The sequence below is a fragment of the Pararhodobacter sp. SW119 genome (assembly GCF_017811755.1).
In the GTDB taxonomy this organism is placed as follows: domain Bacteria; phylum Pseudomonadota; class Alphaproteobacteria; order Rhodobacterales; family Rhodobacteraceae; genus Pararhodobacter.
Window position 1 is genome coordinate 40,754 of the sequence record NZ_JADDJF010000017.1, and the last position, 12,482, is coordinate 53,235.

The 12,482-nt window shown below is 66.4% G+C and carries 15 protein-coding genes; 2 read left to right on the plus strand and 13 right to left on the minus strand.

From position 1 onward, the window contains the following. Positions 1 to 183: 183 nt before the first annotated feature. From IM708_RS11650 to IM708_RS11685, 8 genes are all read right to left on the minus strand, one after another. Positions 184 to 990 carry a methyltransferase domain-containing protein gene (locus tag IM708_RS11650; protein ID WP_209426697.1) on the minus strand — a complete coding sequence of 269 codons (807 nt, stop codon included), beginning with the start codon at positions 988 to 990 and terminating at the stop codon, positions 184 to 186. Positions 991 to 1,398: 408 nt separating this feature from the next. Next, a complete protein-coding gene (locus tag IM708_RS11655) occupies positions 1,399 to 2,553 on the minus strand; it encodes a hypothetical protein (RefSeq protein ID WP_209426698.1) in 1,155 nt (384 codons plus the stop codon). After that, on the minus strand, positions 2,546 to 4,981 hold the full coding sequence (locus tag IM708_RS11660; RefSeq protein WP_209426700.1) for a tape measure protein: 2,436 nt from the start codon (positions 4,979 to 4,981) through the stop codon (positions 2,546 to 2,548). The genes IM708_RS11655 and IM708_RS11660 overlap by 8 nt, the downstream gene beginning before the upstream one ends. A 47-nt stretch (positions 4,982 to 5,028) precedes the next feature. Further along, a complete protein-coding gene (locus tag IM708_RS11665) occupies positions 5,029 to 5,232 on the minus strand; it encodes a hypothetical protein (RefSeq protein WP_209426702.1) in 204 nt (67 codons plus the stop codon). 53 nt (positions 5,233 to 5,285) lie between these two features. Then, a complete protein-coding gene (locus IM708_RS11670; protein ID WP_209426703.1) occupies positions 5,286 to 5,723 on the minus strand; it encodes a hypothetical protein in 438 nt (145 codons plus the stop codon). Then, complete coding sequence (locus IM708_RS11675) at positions 5,723 to 6,664, minus strand: phage tail tube protein (RefSeq protein WP_209426704.1); 942 nt, start codon at positions 6,662 to 6,664, stop codon at positions 5,723 to 5,725. The genes IM708_RS11670 and IM708_RS11675 overlap by 1 nt, the downstream gene beginning before the upstream one ends. Positions 6,665 to 6,688: 24 nt before the next feature. Beyond that, positions 6,689 to 7,105, minus strand: coding sequence for an acyl-CoA transferase (locus IM708_RS11680; protein ID WP_209426706.1), 417 nt, complete (start codon positions 7,103 to 7,105; stop codon positions 6,689 to 6,691). A gap of 53 nt (positions 7,106 to 7,158) precedes the next feature. Beyond that, positions 7,159 to 7,329 (minus strand): hypothetical protein, encoded by a 171-nt coding sequence (locus tag IM708_RS11685; protein ID WP_209426707.1) that lies wholly within the window; start codon positions 7,327 to 7,329, stop codon positions 7,159 to 7,161. Positions 7,330 to 7,402: 73 nt separating this feature from the next. Between IM708_RS11685 and IM708_RS21260 the strand changes: the two genes are divergently transcribed. After that, positions 7,403 to 8,506, plus strand: a complete 1,104-nt coding sequence (locus IM708_RS21260; RefSeq protein ID WP_209426709.1) for an endonuclease/exonuclease/phosphatase family protein — start codon at positions 7,403 to 7,405, stop codon at positions 8,504 to 8,506. A 106-nt stretch (positions 8,507 to 8,612) separates the two neighbouring features. Further along, complete coding sequence (locus tag IM708_RS11695) at positions 8,613 to 9,344, plus strand: phosphatase PAP2 family protein (RefSeq protein ID WP_209426711.1); 732 nt, start codon at positions 8,613 to 8,615, stop codon at positions 9,342 to 9,344. Between the two features lie 153 nt (positions 9,345 to 9,497). On the opposite strand, the gene IM708_RS11700 is transcribed toward IM708_RS11695, so the two are convergent. The 5 genes from IM708_RS11700 to IM708_RS11720 form a co-directional block, all read right to left on the minus strand. Beyond that, positions 9,498 to 10,130: a DUF6441 family protein gene (locus tag IM708_RS11700; protein WP_209426770.1), complete on the minus strand. Its 633-nt coding sequence runs from the start codon at positions 10,128 to 10,130 to the stop codon at positions 9,498 to 9,500. Positions 10,131 to 10,251: 121 nt separating this feature from the next. Continuing rightward, a complete protein-coding gene (locus IM708_RS11705) occupies positions 10,252 to 10,662 on the minus strand; it encodes a hypothetical protein (protein ID WP_209426712.1) in 411 nt (136 codons plus the stop codon). A gap of 76 nt (positions 10,663 to 10,738) precedes the next feature. Then, positions 10,739 to 11,050 (minus strand): hypothetical protein, encoded by a 312-nt coding sequence (locus IM708_RS11710; protein WP_209426713.1) that lies wholly within the window; start codon positions 11,048 to 11,050, stop codon positions 10,739 to 10,741. Next, on the minus strand, positions 11,050 to 12,063 hold the full coding sequence (locus IM708_RS11715) for a major capsid protein (RefSeq protein ID WP_209426715.1): 1,014 nt from the start codon (positions 12,061 to 12,063) through the stop codon (positions 11,050 to 11,052). The genes IM708_RS11710 and IM708_RS11715 overlap by 1 nt, the downstream gene beginning before the upstream one ends. Before the next feature lie 44 nt (positions 12,064 to 12,107). Then, positions 12,108 to 12,479 (minus strand): head decoration protein, encoded by a 372-nt coding sequence (locus tag IM708_RS11720; protein WP_209426716.1) that lies wholly within the window; start codon positions 12,477 to 12,479, stop codon positions 12,108 to 12,110. Positions 12,480 to 12,482 lie beyond the last annotated feature (3 nt).

Genomic DNA, 12,482 nt, shown 5'->3' on the forward strand with positions numbered 1-12,482 from the left:
TCGCGGCGAGCTCCGTCGTCTTTGTGCGCTCAACAGCCACAGAAGCCATAGGTCTGTGAGGTCAGTGAGCAATCTTCCTCGGTCGACAGACACTGCTCGCCCAACCGTGCTCGGCGTGGCAGCACTCGGATCAAGCTTTCGGGTTGGACCTCTCCTTTCCATGTGGCGGTGGCAGCTGCGGTGTCAGGCAGCAGGTTTGCGGGCGATCAGCGTGACGAAGGGCAAAAAGCCATAGAGCGTTCCGGCCTCGGCGCGGCGCAGGTATTCGGCTTCCAGTGCCTCGGCGAGCGGTTGGCCGATCACGCCGTCCTCGACCAATCGTGCGACCGACATTCGCACCCAGGCGAGGTTGCCCATGCCTTCGGTCACGACACGGATGGCGGTGCCGAAATGCTCAACGACCAGTCCGGCGCGAGCGGCCAGGGGCTTCAGCTTGCCCGTCAGCCACGCATCGGTGACCGACCCGGCGACGAAGGCCTCGGCGCAGGCACCGAGCGGATCGCCTGGCGCGAGTCCAAGCGCCGCCTTGGAGAAATCCGCGTCGCAGATCACCAGCGTGCCGCCGGGGCGCAGGATGCGCAATGCTTCTGCGATCAAGAGGGCTGGATCAATGACATGGGATAGAACGGTATGCAGGATGGAGATGTCGGCGCTGGCATCTGCGAGGTCGAGGGCCGCGCCATCGCCCACGTGAAAGCTCAGGTTGGTGCGGTCACCAACCAGTTTGCGCGCCGTCTCGGTCAGCGCGGTGGAGGGCTCGACGCCGATCACCGTCGCCCCGGGGAAGCGGTCGGCGATGCGCCGGGTCACTCCGCCGGTGCCGCTACCGATATCGATGATCATTCCTCCCTCGGGCACACTAATCGTGTCGAGATATGCGTCGATCACCGGCAACATGGCGGGGTCCGCTGCACGGGTTTCAAGCGCGGCCGCGATCATCTCGACAATTTCGGGCGAGGCGGCATCGACGTTGGCGAAAGGGTCGGGCATAGAACTCTCCAAATGGGGTCGGAGGTTTCCGGCGCCTCGAACGCAGGGTCACTGGCACGCCGTTTAAACGGGCCTTGAGCGTATAGAAATACTCTACCACAGAAACGGCGATCAACCACGTGAAATGCACGGCAAGGTCAAGAATGTGGGCCGCCCCGCCCTCCAATGGCCCCTGAGTAAAGGCGCCGATCAGAACCGTCGTGCCGGTAGGTCGTGGTTTTGCTGGGCATCTACAGGAATGTCTGATCCCTACACTTGCCGCAAATGCGATGCTGCAAAAGCATCGGTCGGCTCTCCGCCCTTCACGACGGGATCGCAGCGACAGCGAACGGCAACTCCTCAACCGCGGCGAATGTCCGGAAGGTCCGCATCTCCGACATTGGCCCGCCGCCGCTCGTCATCTCCAACTCACTCCTTCACCTCCACAACCGGCAGGGTCACCTCGCTCGCCACCGCCCCGTGCTGGATCTCGATCCGGTCGGCATCGGCCCGAACCGCCGTAAGGAAATGCACCTTCGTCGTGAGCGGAACCGGTTCCCCGAGGTTCGAGGACAGCGTCAGCCGGTGGTCATCGCCCTCGGCGATCGCGGCCGTGATTGTCCGGAAGCGGAGAGCGGTCGGCATCTCCAGCATGATCCGGCGGCCGACGTATGCATGTAGTGGAGCGACCGGGGCGACGCGCATCAGCACCGATCCCGAGCTCATCGCCGCGCGCAGCTGCAGCTCATGGCCCCAGGTCGGCAGCCAGAAGCTCGCCTGGCGGCCGCGCAGGGACCAGAGCCAGCGGCGCAGGGCGGAGCGGGCCAAGGGCCCTTGCGCCTTCAGCGTGATCGCCTCGCCGCGCTCGAAGACGTCGCGCACCGGCTCGACCGCCACCGGGCCGAAGCCGTTGTCGATATATTCGACAGCCCGGCGCAGGCTGGCGGTGAGCGGGCGGCGCACGAGGCTCGGGTCGGTCTGGACCGGGCGGCCAAGATAGCTCGGCATCGCCGGGGCCGCGAGGTCGGGCGGGTCGCGGAGCAGGAAGCTCGCGGTCACCGTGCCGTCGCCCTGTCGGCGGCGCGCGATCTCGACAGCCGAGGTCAGCATACCCGTTCGGATCGGCGCGACCGTGAGCCGACGTGCAGCTACCGTCGCGGCGGGCAGCTGCAAGGCCAATGGTTCCGCGAGGATCAGCCGGTCGGGCTGAACGCTGGCGATGGCCACCGGCGCCGCCTCTTTGCCATCCACCGCAATCGCGGCCAGACCGCCGCTGCGGAAATCCGACAGCCCCGTGTCGAGCAGGATCTCGGTCGCGCCCTGCGCCAGGCCGGCGTCCGGCTGCAGCGCCAGATGCCAGAGCGGCACCAGCCAGTCGCCCGCAAAGCCTGCCCGAGCCAGTTCCGCCGCCCGTGCCATGCCGAGCGCGTGGAGCCTGTGGCGCAGGGTGACGATCTCGCGCGGGCGGGGGCGCAACGCGATGCGTTGTTCGCCGGCGCGGGCCTGCAGCACATCGGTGCGCCATTCCAGCACCTCGGCGATCTCCTGCGCCGCCGGGAAGGGCCAGAGGGGCAGCTCAGGCATTCAGCGCACTCCGGTTGCGGCGGATGACGTTCAGGATCGCCCGCTCGCCCGAGGGCGTGGCAAGGTAGTCGCCGACCACCGAGGGATCGAGCACGTTGATGATGCGCGTCGACATGTCCGGGCCTGACGACTGGCCGGCGTCACGGTTCATCTCCACGCCCAGCCTACCGTCGCGACCGCGCCGCAGCGGCAGGATCGCCTCGGGCCCGGCCTCGCCCATCAGGCCGATGCCGCGCGCGAACGGAAACACCGTCGGCCGGTTGACGACGCCCCCGCGCGCGAAGGCAGTCAGTTCCTGCCCGCCGGCGAAGACACCGCCGCGGGCGAAGCCGAAGAGGCCCGAAAGAAACCCGCCACCGCCACTGCTACCCGAGAACGCCCTCATCAGCGCGTTTTCGATCGGCTTGAACGCGAGCTCGATCAGCCGGTTCGCAAGGTTCTGGGCGATCCGCGAGACGGCGCCGGCGAAGGTCTGCCAGCTGAACTCGCCCGACTTCAGCGCCTCCTTGATCGGCCCGGTGATGTCCTGCGCCAGACCCTGCGCGATCTCGCGCGAGCGTTCCTGCGCGGCGCGCACCGCCTCGGCGGTGGCCTCCCAGGCATTGCGTGCGGTGTCGGCGGCATCGCGCAGCGCCTGGCCGGCGCCGCGACCCGCGCCGCCCGCGCGTCCCGCGGCCTCGCTCGTGGCATCGAGCGCGTCCTCGAGCCCCTCGGCGGCCGCTCGCGCGCCGTGCAGCCGGGCCTCGGCCTGCGCGCCGGAGGCGGCGACGGCGTCACGCAGGGCGGCGATGGACGCGAGCGGGGCGGTCGCCGCCTCCACCACGCCGGCCATGGTCTCGCGCAGCGCCTTGGCCTGCGCACGGGCATCGGACGCGTACTCGCCGAGCCCCATGTCGGGCAGCGCGATCGGGTCGGCATTGAAGGCAGCCGCGAAGGCTTCGCGTGCCCGGGCGCCAGCCTCGGCGGCGGCGCCCTCGAACGGATTGTCAATCCGGCCGAGTTCGAGGTTGCCGATCAGCGACACGCGCCGCTCGATGCCCAGCGCTTCGAGCCCGGCGTTGATCCCGTCCAGAAACCCGTTGATGCGGCGCCCGACACCATTCAGCATGGCCTCGACGCCCGCGATCAGCGCGTTCGCCGCCTGGAAGGCGAAGTCTCCGATGGCCGAAGGCAGCGCGCCCCAGAGCACCTCGATCGCGTCCAGCGCCCCCTGGAAGGTGTTCAGCGCCCCGTTACCGAAACCGACCACGGTTTCCAGCGACGTCTGCAGCGCCTCGGCGATGGTGGCCTTGATGTCGGCCCAGCTCGCCATGATCGCGAGACCCATGGCGACGGCGCCGAGCTTCATGCGCTCCCAGACCTCGCGGGCGAGATCGCCCAGAAGCGAGAGCGAATTTCCGAACCCGCCCGCGCCGCGCACCAGCTGCCCGAACCAGTAGATCATTTCGCCTGCGCCCACGATCAGCGCCCCGATCCCGGTGCGGATGATCGCTCCACGCAAGAGCGTCAGCGCGCCCGCGAGGCTGATGGTGGCGACCTGCGCCGCGACAAGACCCGCAACCCAGCGCGCGGCCATGAAGCCCGCGAAAGCAATGCCGATGGCCGCCAGCCGCTCCATGTTGTCGGCGAGCCCGATCAGTGCCTCGGCCACCGTCGCGGAGGCGCCCACCATCTGGTCCCAGGTGCCGACCAGTTGCAGCGCGGCATTGCCGATCAGCGTGAAGGCATCGCCGATGGTTGCCGGCATGCTGTCGGCTTCCTCGCGCAGCAGATCGAGATTGCCGATCAGCGCCGTGCGGATCACCTCGCCGGTGATCCCGCCCTGCTGGCCCAGCCTGCGCAGGCCCGAGACGGTGGTGCCGAGTTCAGCCGCCAGCAGTTCGGCCAGCCGCCCGCCGTTCTGGATCACCGTGTTGAGGTTGTCGCCGCTGAGGGTGCCAAGCGCCATGGCGCGCGAGAGCGCGGCCTGGACCGAGGCCGCGCGTTCGGCGCGCGCGCCGGACACCACCATGGCGTTGTTCAGCGCCTCGGTGAAATCCAGCGACTCCGCCGTCGTCAGCCCCAGCTCGCGCAGCGCAGTGGCATTGGCGAGCCAGGACTCCGTGGTCTGGCCGAGGCTGGAATAGGTCCGCCGCGCCATGGCGGCGAGCCGCTCCATGACGGCAGCGCCCGCCTCCTGGCTGCCGGTGGCCAGATCTACACGCGAGCGCAGGTCGGTCCACTGGTCGGCATAGGCCACGAGCTGGCGCGTACTGATCGCGGCACCGAGGATCCCCATGACCCGGCGCACCACGGCGCCGGTGATGTCGGCCTGCCGCTCGATCCGCTTGAAATTGCGCTCGCCCGCATCGCCGATCCCCTGAAACTCGGCCTTCACCTGCCTGCCGCCTTCGGCGACGAGGCGGACGGAGACGCGTTTCTGGGCCATGGATCAGACTTCCTGACGAGCGGGGCGCGGCTTGCGGGGCGGGTTCATCAGCCGCGGGGCGGAGACGCCCGGTCATCGGCCGCCCTCTGTTCGTTGAACTTGCGGACCATCACGGCCTCGATCACCGGCAGGCATTCGGCCGCGATGAGCGAGTCGACGCCGAGCGCCTGCGCCATGGCCAGTGCCGCGGTCATGTCCCAGCCCAGAACCACAGTCCCGTCGGCGCTGGATGCGACGCGCAGTTGTCCCATCAGGCGCTGCGCCAGATCCCAGACCTGCCAGCCTTCCGGGGTTTCCGGCTGGTTCAGCCGCGCCGGGCAGTCCGGGCACGGCCCTTCGCAGGCTGCACAGTAGCGATCGCCCCCGCCGAGCCACCATTCGGCAAGGGCGCAGAGACGTTTTTTTCCTGCTCGAGGAGCAGCCATTTGGCGACATAGGTGGACTGGAAGGCATCGAAGGCCGGCCAGATGTCGAGGAGCGCGTCGATCCCCTCGGGCGTCACAGGGACGGGGTTGCCCTCGGCATCGCCGACACCCTCCCAATCCAGCACCGCGCGCCGCGCCACGGCCTTGGCCATGGCCATGGCGAGTTCCTCGGGCCCGGCCTCGGGCGGCAGCGCCTGGATCGCGGCATCGCTGCGCGCCGAGACCATCAGCGCGGTGGTCAGCGGACGCAGTTTCAGCCGAACGCCCGGCAGCAGGTCGAGCCAGCGTGGCGCATTCGTCAGATCGAGTGTCAGCATCAGTAGGTCTCCCGTTCGTTCACCAGCGTGACCGTGCACATGCGCCCCGCCACCGAATCCTTCGCCGCCTGCCAGTTGAAGCTTGCCTGCACGCCCTGCGGCCCGGAAATCTCGATTCGCGGGCGCGGCAGGTAGACGGCATGCGCCACCAGCGTCAGGCTTTCGCCCGAGGGCAGCGTGTGGGCGAAGGTCATCTCGCAAGGATCGCCATTGATCGCCTGGTTCACCAGGAGCTGATCCGCGAAGCGCACCTCGATCTGGCCCGTGAGCGCGGCCATGCCGGGATCAGCGCCGTCGATCCGTCCGTCCGAGCGGATGGTTTCGATCCGGTCGAGAGTGTTTGCATAGGTGATCTCGGCCGAGACGATGTTGCCAAGGGGCTGGCCGTTACGGGTGATCGCCCCATTGAAATGCCCGAATCGCTGGAGGTCGAGGTCAGCCAGCGTACCAGCGGCGGAGGTCGTGGCGATCGCCTCGCCTTGTGCGACAAGGCTCGCCGTCGCCGTCAGCAGCCCCGAGCGCTGCATCTGCCAGGACAGCGTATCGAGCACGCATCCCGAATACATCGCGAAGCGCGGCACCTCCGGCATGCCGGTCTCGATGGACATCGACGGCAGCACCCAGCCGCCCGAGCGAAACTCATGGCTGTAGGGCGTGGTGGTGCCGGTGGAAATCGGCTGCCCGAAGGCCGCCTTCAACCAGAAGCCGAAGGCCTCCGCGTCGATCGGCACGACGACATTGCCGTCGGCGGTCACCGCGTCCTTGATCGGCGGCAGCGGATCGCGGCCATAGCCCAGCAACTCCGAGTTCAGGAGCGGCTGCTCGGCGCCGAGCGTGGCGCTGGCGAAAGGCATCCGCGTGAAGCCGCTCGCGGGCGGGGTGCCGTAGGTCGTCTCGAACGCGAGCGCCATCTGCGCCCGCGCCCCGTGGGCGCGTGCCATGGTGTTCTCCTCGGGTTGTTGGGGTCAGGCCAGCGGATCGGCCGTGGAATAGTGCAGCACCACCGGGATGACGGCGGCCTTCAGGCTCGCCGCGCCCTCGACCGGCAGATCGACCGGGCGCGGCGCTTCCGCCTCGACCCAATCGCAGAGCCCGCCCAGCGTGCGGTCGACAGCAATCGCCGCGCCGACGCTGGCGGTCAGTGTGTCAAAGGCCGCGTCACGGTCGGCGCCCTGCACGACCGCCTCGATCTCGGCGCGGTGCTGGTAGTGGTAGGCGAGCGGCGACAGCGTCACCTCGGGTTCACCGGGTTCGCCGTCGCGCAGGATCAGCAGGCCAGTGGCGGGCACGCGCTCGGGAAGCACGTCGCCGCGCAGGACGGTGGCGGGCAGCGCCGAGAGCCGCGTGTGCAGCGCGGCGAGGATGGTTTCACGGGGGGTCACGTGACAACTCGCGTAGTAGATCGCATTGACTGGGTCTTGTTCATTGCCAACCTTCAGACGCTGGGCGCAGCCCTCTTCACGCCGGCGTCGTGAAAGCTCTGCTTGGCGTCCGGTGTCTGATCGCACTGCACGGCGAAGGCCCAAGGGGCGGTCGGGATACTGGAGAGGCTGAAAACCAGAAAGCCGCTCCATTCCGTGCGGCGCACGTGATAATCGTCTGACATCCGGTGCTCGCGACGCGAGACCCATCGCGAATCAGCAGGCCGTTCACGCAACGCTCAGGTGGGGAAAAATGCCGTGAACGATCGAAAAAGCAGATACCGACGAGCGGCGACGAGCACCGTCCTCGCGCTACTGGTTGCACTGACCGCAGGGTCCTTGCTGCCCTTGATCGAGACAAACATCTGGTGGATCCGTTTTCTCGATTTCCCGCGTTTACAGTTCGCGCTGGTCACGATCGTGCTGATGGCGCTTCTTCTTGTTCTAGAAGGACATCCGGGTCGATTCGGTTGGGTGGCCATCTTCGGCGCCATGACCGCACTCGGCTACCATGCTTACAAGCTGCATCCGTATACCAGATTTGTCGAACCCGCCGTCGTGGCGCAGGACGACTGTCCAGAGGGGCGTGCCCTGCGTGTCATGATCGCCAATGTGAAACTCAAGAACGAACGCGCCGAGGCATTTCTCGCTCAGGTCGCCGCCACTGAGCCTGATCTGTTGCTGGTGATGGAAACCGACGCGTGGTGGGACGAGCGCCTCTCGATCCTTGACAAGGATTTTCAGTATCGGATGCAGAGCATTCCTGTTGAGCATGCCTTTTACGGCATGCACCTTTTCTCAAGGTTCGAACTGATTTCGCCCGAGTTTCGCTTCTTTTTCGACGCGGACACGCCGAGCGCGGTGACGCAGGTGCGAATGCCTGACGGCGAGATCATCGGCTTCATCGGCCTTCATCCACGACCGCCCCTCGCCTTTACTCAACCGACGACGATGCGGGACGCGCACATCCTTCAGGGCGCGCTGATTGCACGGGAGTGGGAAGCACCAACTATCCTCGCCGGCGATTTCAATGCCGTCCCATGGGAGCGCGCAACGCGACGCGCCATGCGGATCGGAGAGCTTCTCGACCCTCGCTTCGGGCGTGGACTTTTCCCAACCTATGACACCGAGAGCTATCTGATCTCCTGGCCACTCGACCAGATATTGCTGCAGCCGCAGTTCACCCTTCATGACTTTCACACGCTCCCGGATTTTGGATCGGACCATCGCGCGGTGGCCGTGGCCCTATGCCATGAGCCGGACGCGCCACAACGTGCGCCGCAAATGCTTGCTAATGATCTCGCCGAGGCTGAGGCTTCTATCGAAGCAGCCAGACGTTTGGAAAGTAGCCTGCGCGAATAATATCCGCCGTGGGTTTGCGCGATCGCCCTACACAAGACATGCTCGAACAGATGCCGATGACAACTGCTCGGTCGGAACGGAGCTCGTATCGAATGGTTTTCATCCTATGACCAAAGAGAATTTCAGCAACGCACGCCGCTGGGTGCGGGAGAACGTTGAGTTTGGTACCCTTCTCTTTTTCGCGCTTGGCGTTCTAGGTTTCTGGGCCCTGGCCGAACTGGCCGACGAAGTGATCGAAGGTAGCACGCGCAACCTTGACCGCGACCTTCTGCTCCTGCTCCGAACCACAGGAGACCATAGCGATCCGATCGGCCCTGCATGGATCGAAGAGGTCGTCCGCGACTTTACCGCCATAGGCGGTGTCGCCATCCTTACGCTGACGACACTTGCGGTCGCCGGCTTCTTCCTCCTGCAGAACAAGTTCGCCACGGCTCTCTATCTGTTCGCTGCTGTCGGAGGTGGTCTTCTTATCTCTAGCACCGCGAAGGGGTTTTTCGACCGCCCACGGCCCGAGCTCGTACCCTATGATTCATTTGTGAATACGTCGAGTTTCCCTTCCGGTCATTCGATGATGGCCGCAGTCGTGTATCTCACACTGGGCGTGCTGGTCGCGAGAACGCTTCTGCAGACACGGCTAAAGGTCTACGTGCTGACGCTCGCCGTGATCGCAACGCTCCTCGTCGGGATCAGCCGTGTGTACCTCGGGGTCCACTGGCCCACTGACGTTCTCGCCGGATGGCTCGCAGGCTTTCTCTGGGCCTCCATATGCATGCTGGGCGCGCGCTATCTCGCCCGGCGCGGAGGCGTCGAACAGGAGGCGTCCGGGAAATCGCCTTAAGCTCGCGCGCACGTCAGCCTTCTATGCTGCAAGCTTGGCAAATTGGCGAAGGTAGATTGCCACTCAAGCCAATGACTGTGCGTGCCGCTAACTTGAATCGTACCACCAGAAGTGAACTGCAGGTTGATTTTCAACAGAATATCCGCATAGCTGTCACCCGAACTTTCCTTCCGCCCAATTCGCCACTATCAGCCCCGGCATGCTGTCCAACGCCCGGTCTGCATCCCGTGCCAGATCCAGCCGCTTCGGCAGTTTCACCTGCGGGACCAGCAGGAAGATCGGCATCGTGGTGACCCCCCGCCCGGTCTTCGAGCGCGACGCCACCGCGCGCCCTTTCGTGTTCAGCCGCCCCTCAGCCACCAGCAGGCTCGGACCGGTGTGACGATAGACGAAGCGCAGGCGCAGACCGGTGCGGCGTTCCCATTCCAGCGGCGTGATGCGACCGCCGCGGGAGGACTTGCCCGCCGCCGGTAGCGGGATGGCCAGCCAGAAGCCGTTCTTCGAGCGGATCAGCGGCCCGGTGTCATGCGCGCCGACGATGACCGGGGCCTTCGACCAGACGAGCGCCGCGGCGTTGAGGCTGGGCTTGCCTTTTGGAAACTGCTCGGTCCGGATCGTGCGGGCTAGGCGTGCCCCGAGGCCGGCGCCGGTGATCTGCGCACGCCAGGCGCTCTTCAGCCCGGTCCCGGCCTCGCGGATAGCGGCCGAGACGGCGCGCTCGCCTGCCGCGATCTCGGCCTGCATCATCGCGACGAGGTCGGGTGTGATGTCCAGTTCGAGCTTCAGCACGCGAACCACCGGATCAATTGTCAATGCTGTCGGTCCAGCACGACCGACAGCGGTTCCAGAGATCGCGGGACGCACGTCTCAGCGACGAGTCAATGCGACATGAGCAAAGGCGCAGCGTTCACTCAGCAGGTGTGGCACCGGAGGTCGAGTTTGGCTGCGGCTCCGCATTCGAAAACACGACGACGGTGAAGACGATGACCGACAGAAAGGCGACAATCGACGCGATGGCGAGTGGCACCTCGAACGCCAGATAGCCCATATAGAGAAGGTAGAGCGACGGAGCCATGACGACGACCGCGCCGAAGTAGGACCAGAAGTGGATGACGGCGAGCCGAGTCTCTGCCTTGGCCGGGTTCAGCGCGTAATATCCGCCGAAGATCGCCATTGTCACCCAGCCCAGAAGATTGGTGTGCGCATGTGCGCCGATGACGTTGTGCTCGCCGGAGATCGACATCTGCAGCCCCATCATTATCCCGATGAGGAGAAAGGCTGCGGCGGCCTTGAAGAAGTGGTTCGCGATACGCGGCATGTTGGCTCCTCCCCGCGACAATTCGTCTCATTGAATTCAGCCACAGCGGGGGTTCGGTCAAGCGAAATCTTCTTCATCACGCTGGACGCAGGTCTAGCGTCCAGACCAGCCGCTCTCGATCCCGCACCGGCTCCCCTTGGATGAGAAATGCCTCGCCGTCGATCTCGACCCGGTCGCCCGGGCGCGGGGTCAAAACCTCGGCCACGCGCAGATCGATACGGGTGGTCTCCGACCAGAGCCGCGCCTCGCCGAAGCCGGTGATCTCGTCCGCGCGGCGGGTGACCACGCGGACGAGCTTCGGAGCGCCGCCGTCGGCGATGTAGACGGCGTCGCCCCCGATATTGCCGTCCGTGAACAGCGCGTCGAGCGCCGCGGCGACGGCGTGCATCACGTCCGCCTTGCGCTGCGCAGCACCTGCGGGCGGGTGCAGATCGGCAGCGGATTGCTCTCGATCTCGAGGCGCACCCATTCGTCGCGATCGCGGTCAGGGATCATGCGCGCATAGAGCGGCAAACCGACGGTGTTGACCGTCTCGAAGGTGTCGGCGGGCGCGTAGTAGATCTCGAAGAGCCCCTCGACGCCTTCGGGATAGAAGACCGCCTTGTCGGTCGGCACGCCGAAGCCGAGCCCGCCCCGGTAGCGGCGGAAGGTGATGCCGCCGAAGCTGACCTCCTCGCCCACGCGCCCGCGCAGATCGGCGGCGGCGGCGGTGTTGAGATAAGTCTCGCGCACCTCCTTGTGCGCGACCAGATCGGCGAAGAAGGCCGAGCCGCATTCGGCGCGCAGCTGCACCTGACCGGCGGCGAGGCCGCCCAGCGTGTCCTCGACGCTCTCGATCATCGCCTGGCAGCGCTTGCGCAAGGCACCGGAGGCCGGTGTGGCGTTGTCGAGATCGAAATCCACCTCGGCCGCGGGCGTGATGCCGAACTCGGTGTAGTAGTTGATCACCGTGACCCCATCGCGCGGATCCTTCACCACGCCCTGGATGCCGTTGAAGAGGTGGAACTCGAATGTGGCCTCGGCGTCGTTGCGCAGCCGCCCCAGCTTGCGCGCCACCTCGGTTTGGACCTGCTGCACGGCGGTTTCCGAACCAAAGTCGCGGATCGCCTGGATCTCCGAGGCCCAGAGCACGTCCTGCTTCTTGAACTGCCGGCAGACGAACGCGCGCATGTCGCGGCGCTCGGGGATCTGGCTCTCGTAGGCCGAACCGCGCTCCGAAAAGGGGATGAGTTGCAGCGTGCCATCCCGGCTTTCGATCATCACCGTGCGCGTGCGCACGCCCCGGCTCCCGAAGAGCCCCGCCCCCGACAGGATCGCGGGCTTGAAGGGGATGTTCTCGAGCGCGCGGGTGAGCTCGATGATGGAGAAGGCATCGCCTTCAAAGATGTCCATGGTGGCCATGCGCCAACCTCCTGTCGTTCAGCGAATGAGATGCGCGCTTTGGTTCAGCGCAGGATGATGCCGAGCCCGGCCAGTGCGGTGGTGGCGGTGGCGATCTGCCCCTCGGTGGCGCCGTCGGGCCAGACGATCTCGTGGCGGTTGACGATGGCGGGACCGCGCACCAGCACCACTGCGGGCGCGTCGGCATCGGTGGCATCGGCGTGACCCCAGAGGATGCCGGCGGCGTTCTGGCTGCCGTTCGAGGCACCGGGGGCGAGCGGGGTGAACTTTCCGCCAGTGGTGATCTTGCCGAGCACAGTGCCTGGGACCGGCTTTCCCGCGCCCGAGGCAAGGGTGACGGTGTCGCGGGTATAGTCGCGCAGGACTTCCCAGGTCAGGAAGCCGCCGGGATGGGGGAGCTCAGAAAGCGTGGCCATGGA

Coding starts and splice junctions, on each gene's coding strand:
- IM708_RS11650 (WP_209426697.1), bottom strand. CDS start 990: ATGCCCGACCCTTTCGCCAACGTCGATGCCGCCTCGCCCGAAATTGTC.
- IM708_RS11655 (WP_209426698.1), bottom strand. CDS start 2,553: ATGCCTGAGCTGCCCCTCTGGCCCTTCCCGGCGGCGCAGGAGATCGCC.
- IM708_RS11660 (WP_209426700.1), bottom strand. CDS start 4,981: ATGGCCCAGAAACGCGTCTCCGTCCGCCTCGTCGCCGAAGGCGGCAGG.
- IM708_RS11665 (WP_209426702.1), bottom strand. CDS start 5,232: ATGGGACAACTGCGCGTCGCATCCAGCGCCGACGGGACTGTGGTTCTG.
- IM708_RS11670 (WP_209426703.1), bottom strand. CDS start 5,723: ATGCTGACACTCGATCTGACGAATGCGCCACGCTGGCTCGACCTGCTG.
- IM708_RS11675 (WP_209426704.1), bottom strand. CDS start 6,664: ATGGCACGCGCCCACGGGGCGCGGGCGCAGATGGCGCTCGCGTTCGAG.
- IM708_RS11685 (WP_209426707.1), bottom strand. CDS start 7,329: ATGTCAGACGATTATCACGTGCGCCGCACGGAATGGAGCGGCTTTCTG.
- IM708_RS11695 (WP_209426711.1), top strand. CDS start 8,613: ATGACCAAAGAGAATTTCAGCAACGCACGCCGCTGGGTGCGGGAGAAC.
- IM708_RS11705 (WP_209426712.1), bottom strand. CDS start 10,662: ATGCCGCGTATCGCGAACCACTTCTTCAAGGCCGCCGCAGCCTTTCTC.
- IM708_RS11710 (WP_209426713.1), bottom strand. CDS start 11,050: ATGCACGCCGTCGCCGCGGCGCTCGACGCGCTGTTCACGGACGGCAAT.
- IM708_RS11715 (WP_209426715.1), bottom strand. CDS start 12,063: ATGGCCACCATGGACATCTTTGAAGGCGATGCCTTCTCCATCATCGAG.
- IM708_RS11720 (WP_209426716.1), bottom strand. CDS start 12,479: ATGGCCACGCTTTCTGAGCTCCCCCATCCCGGCGGCTTCCTGACCTGG.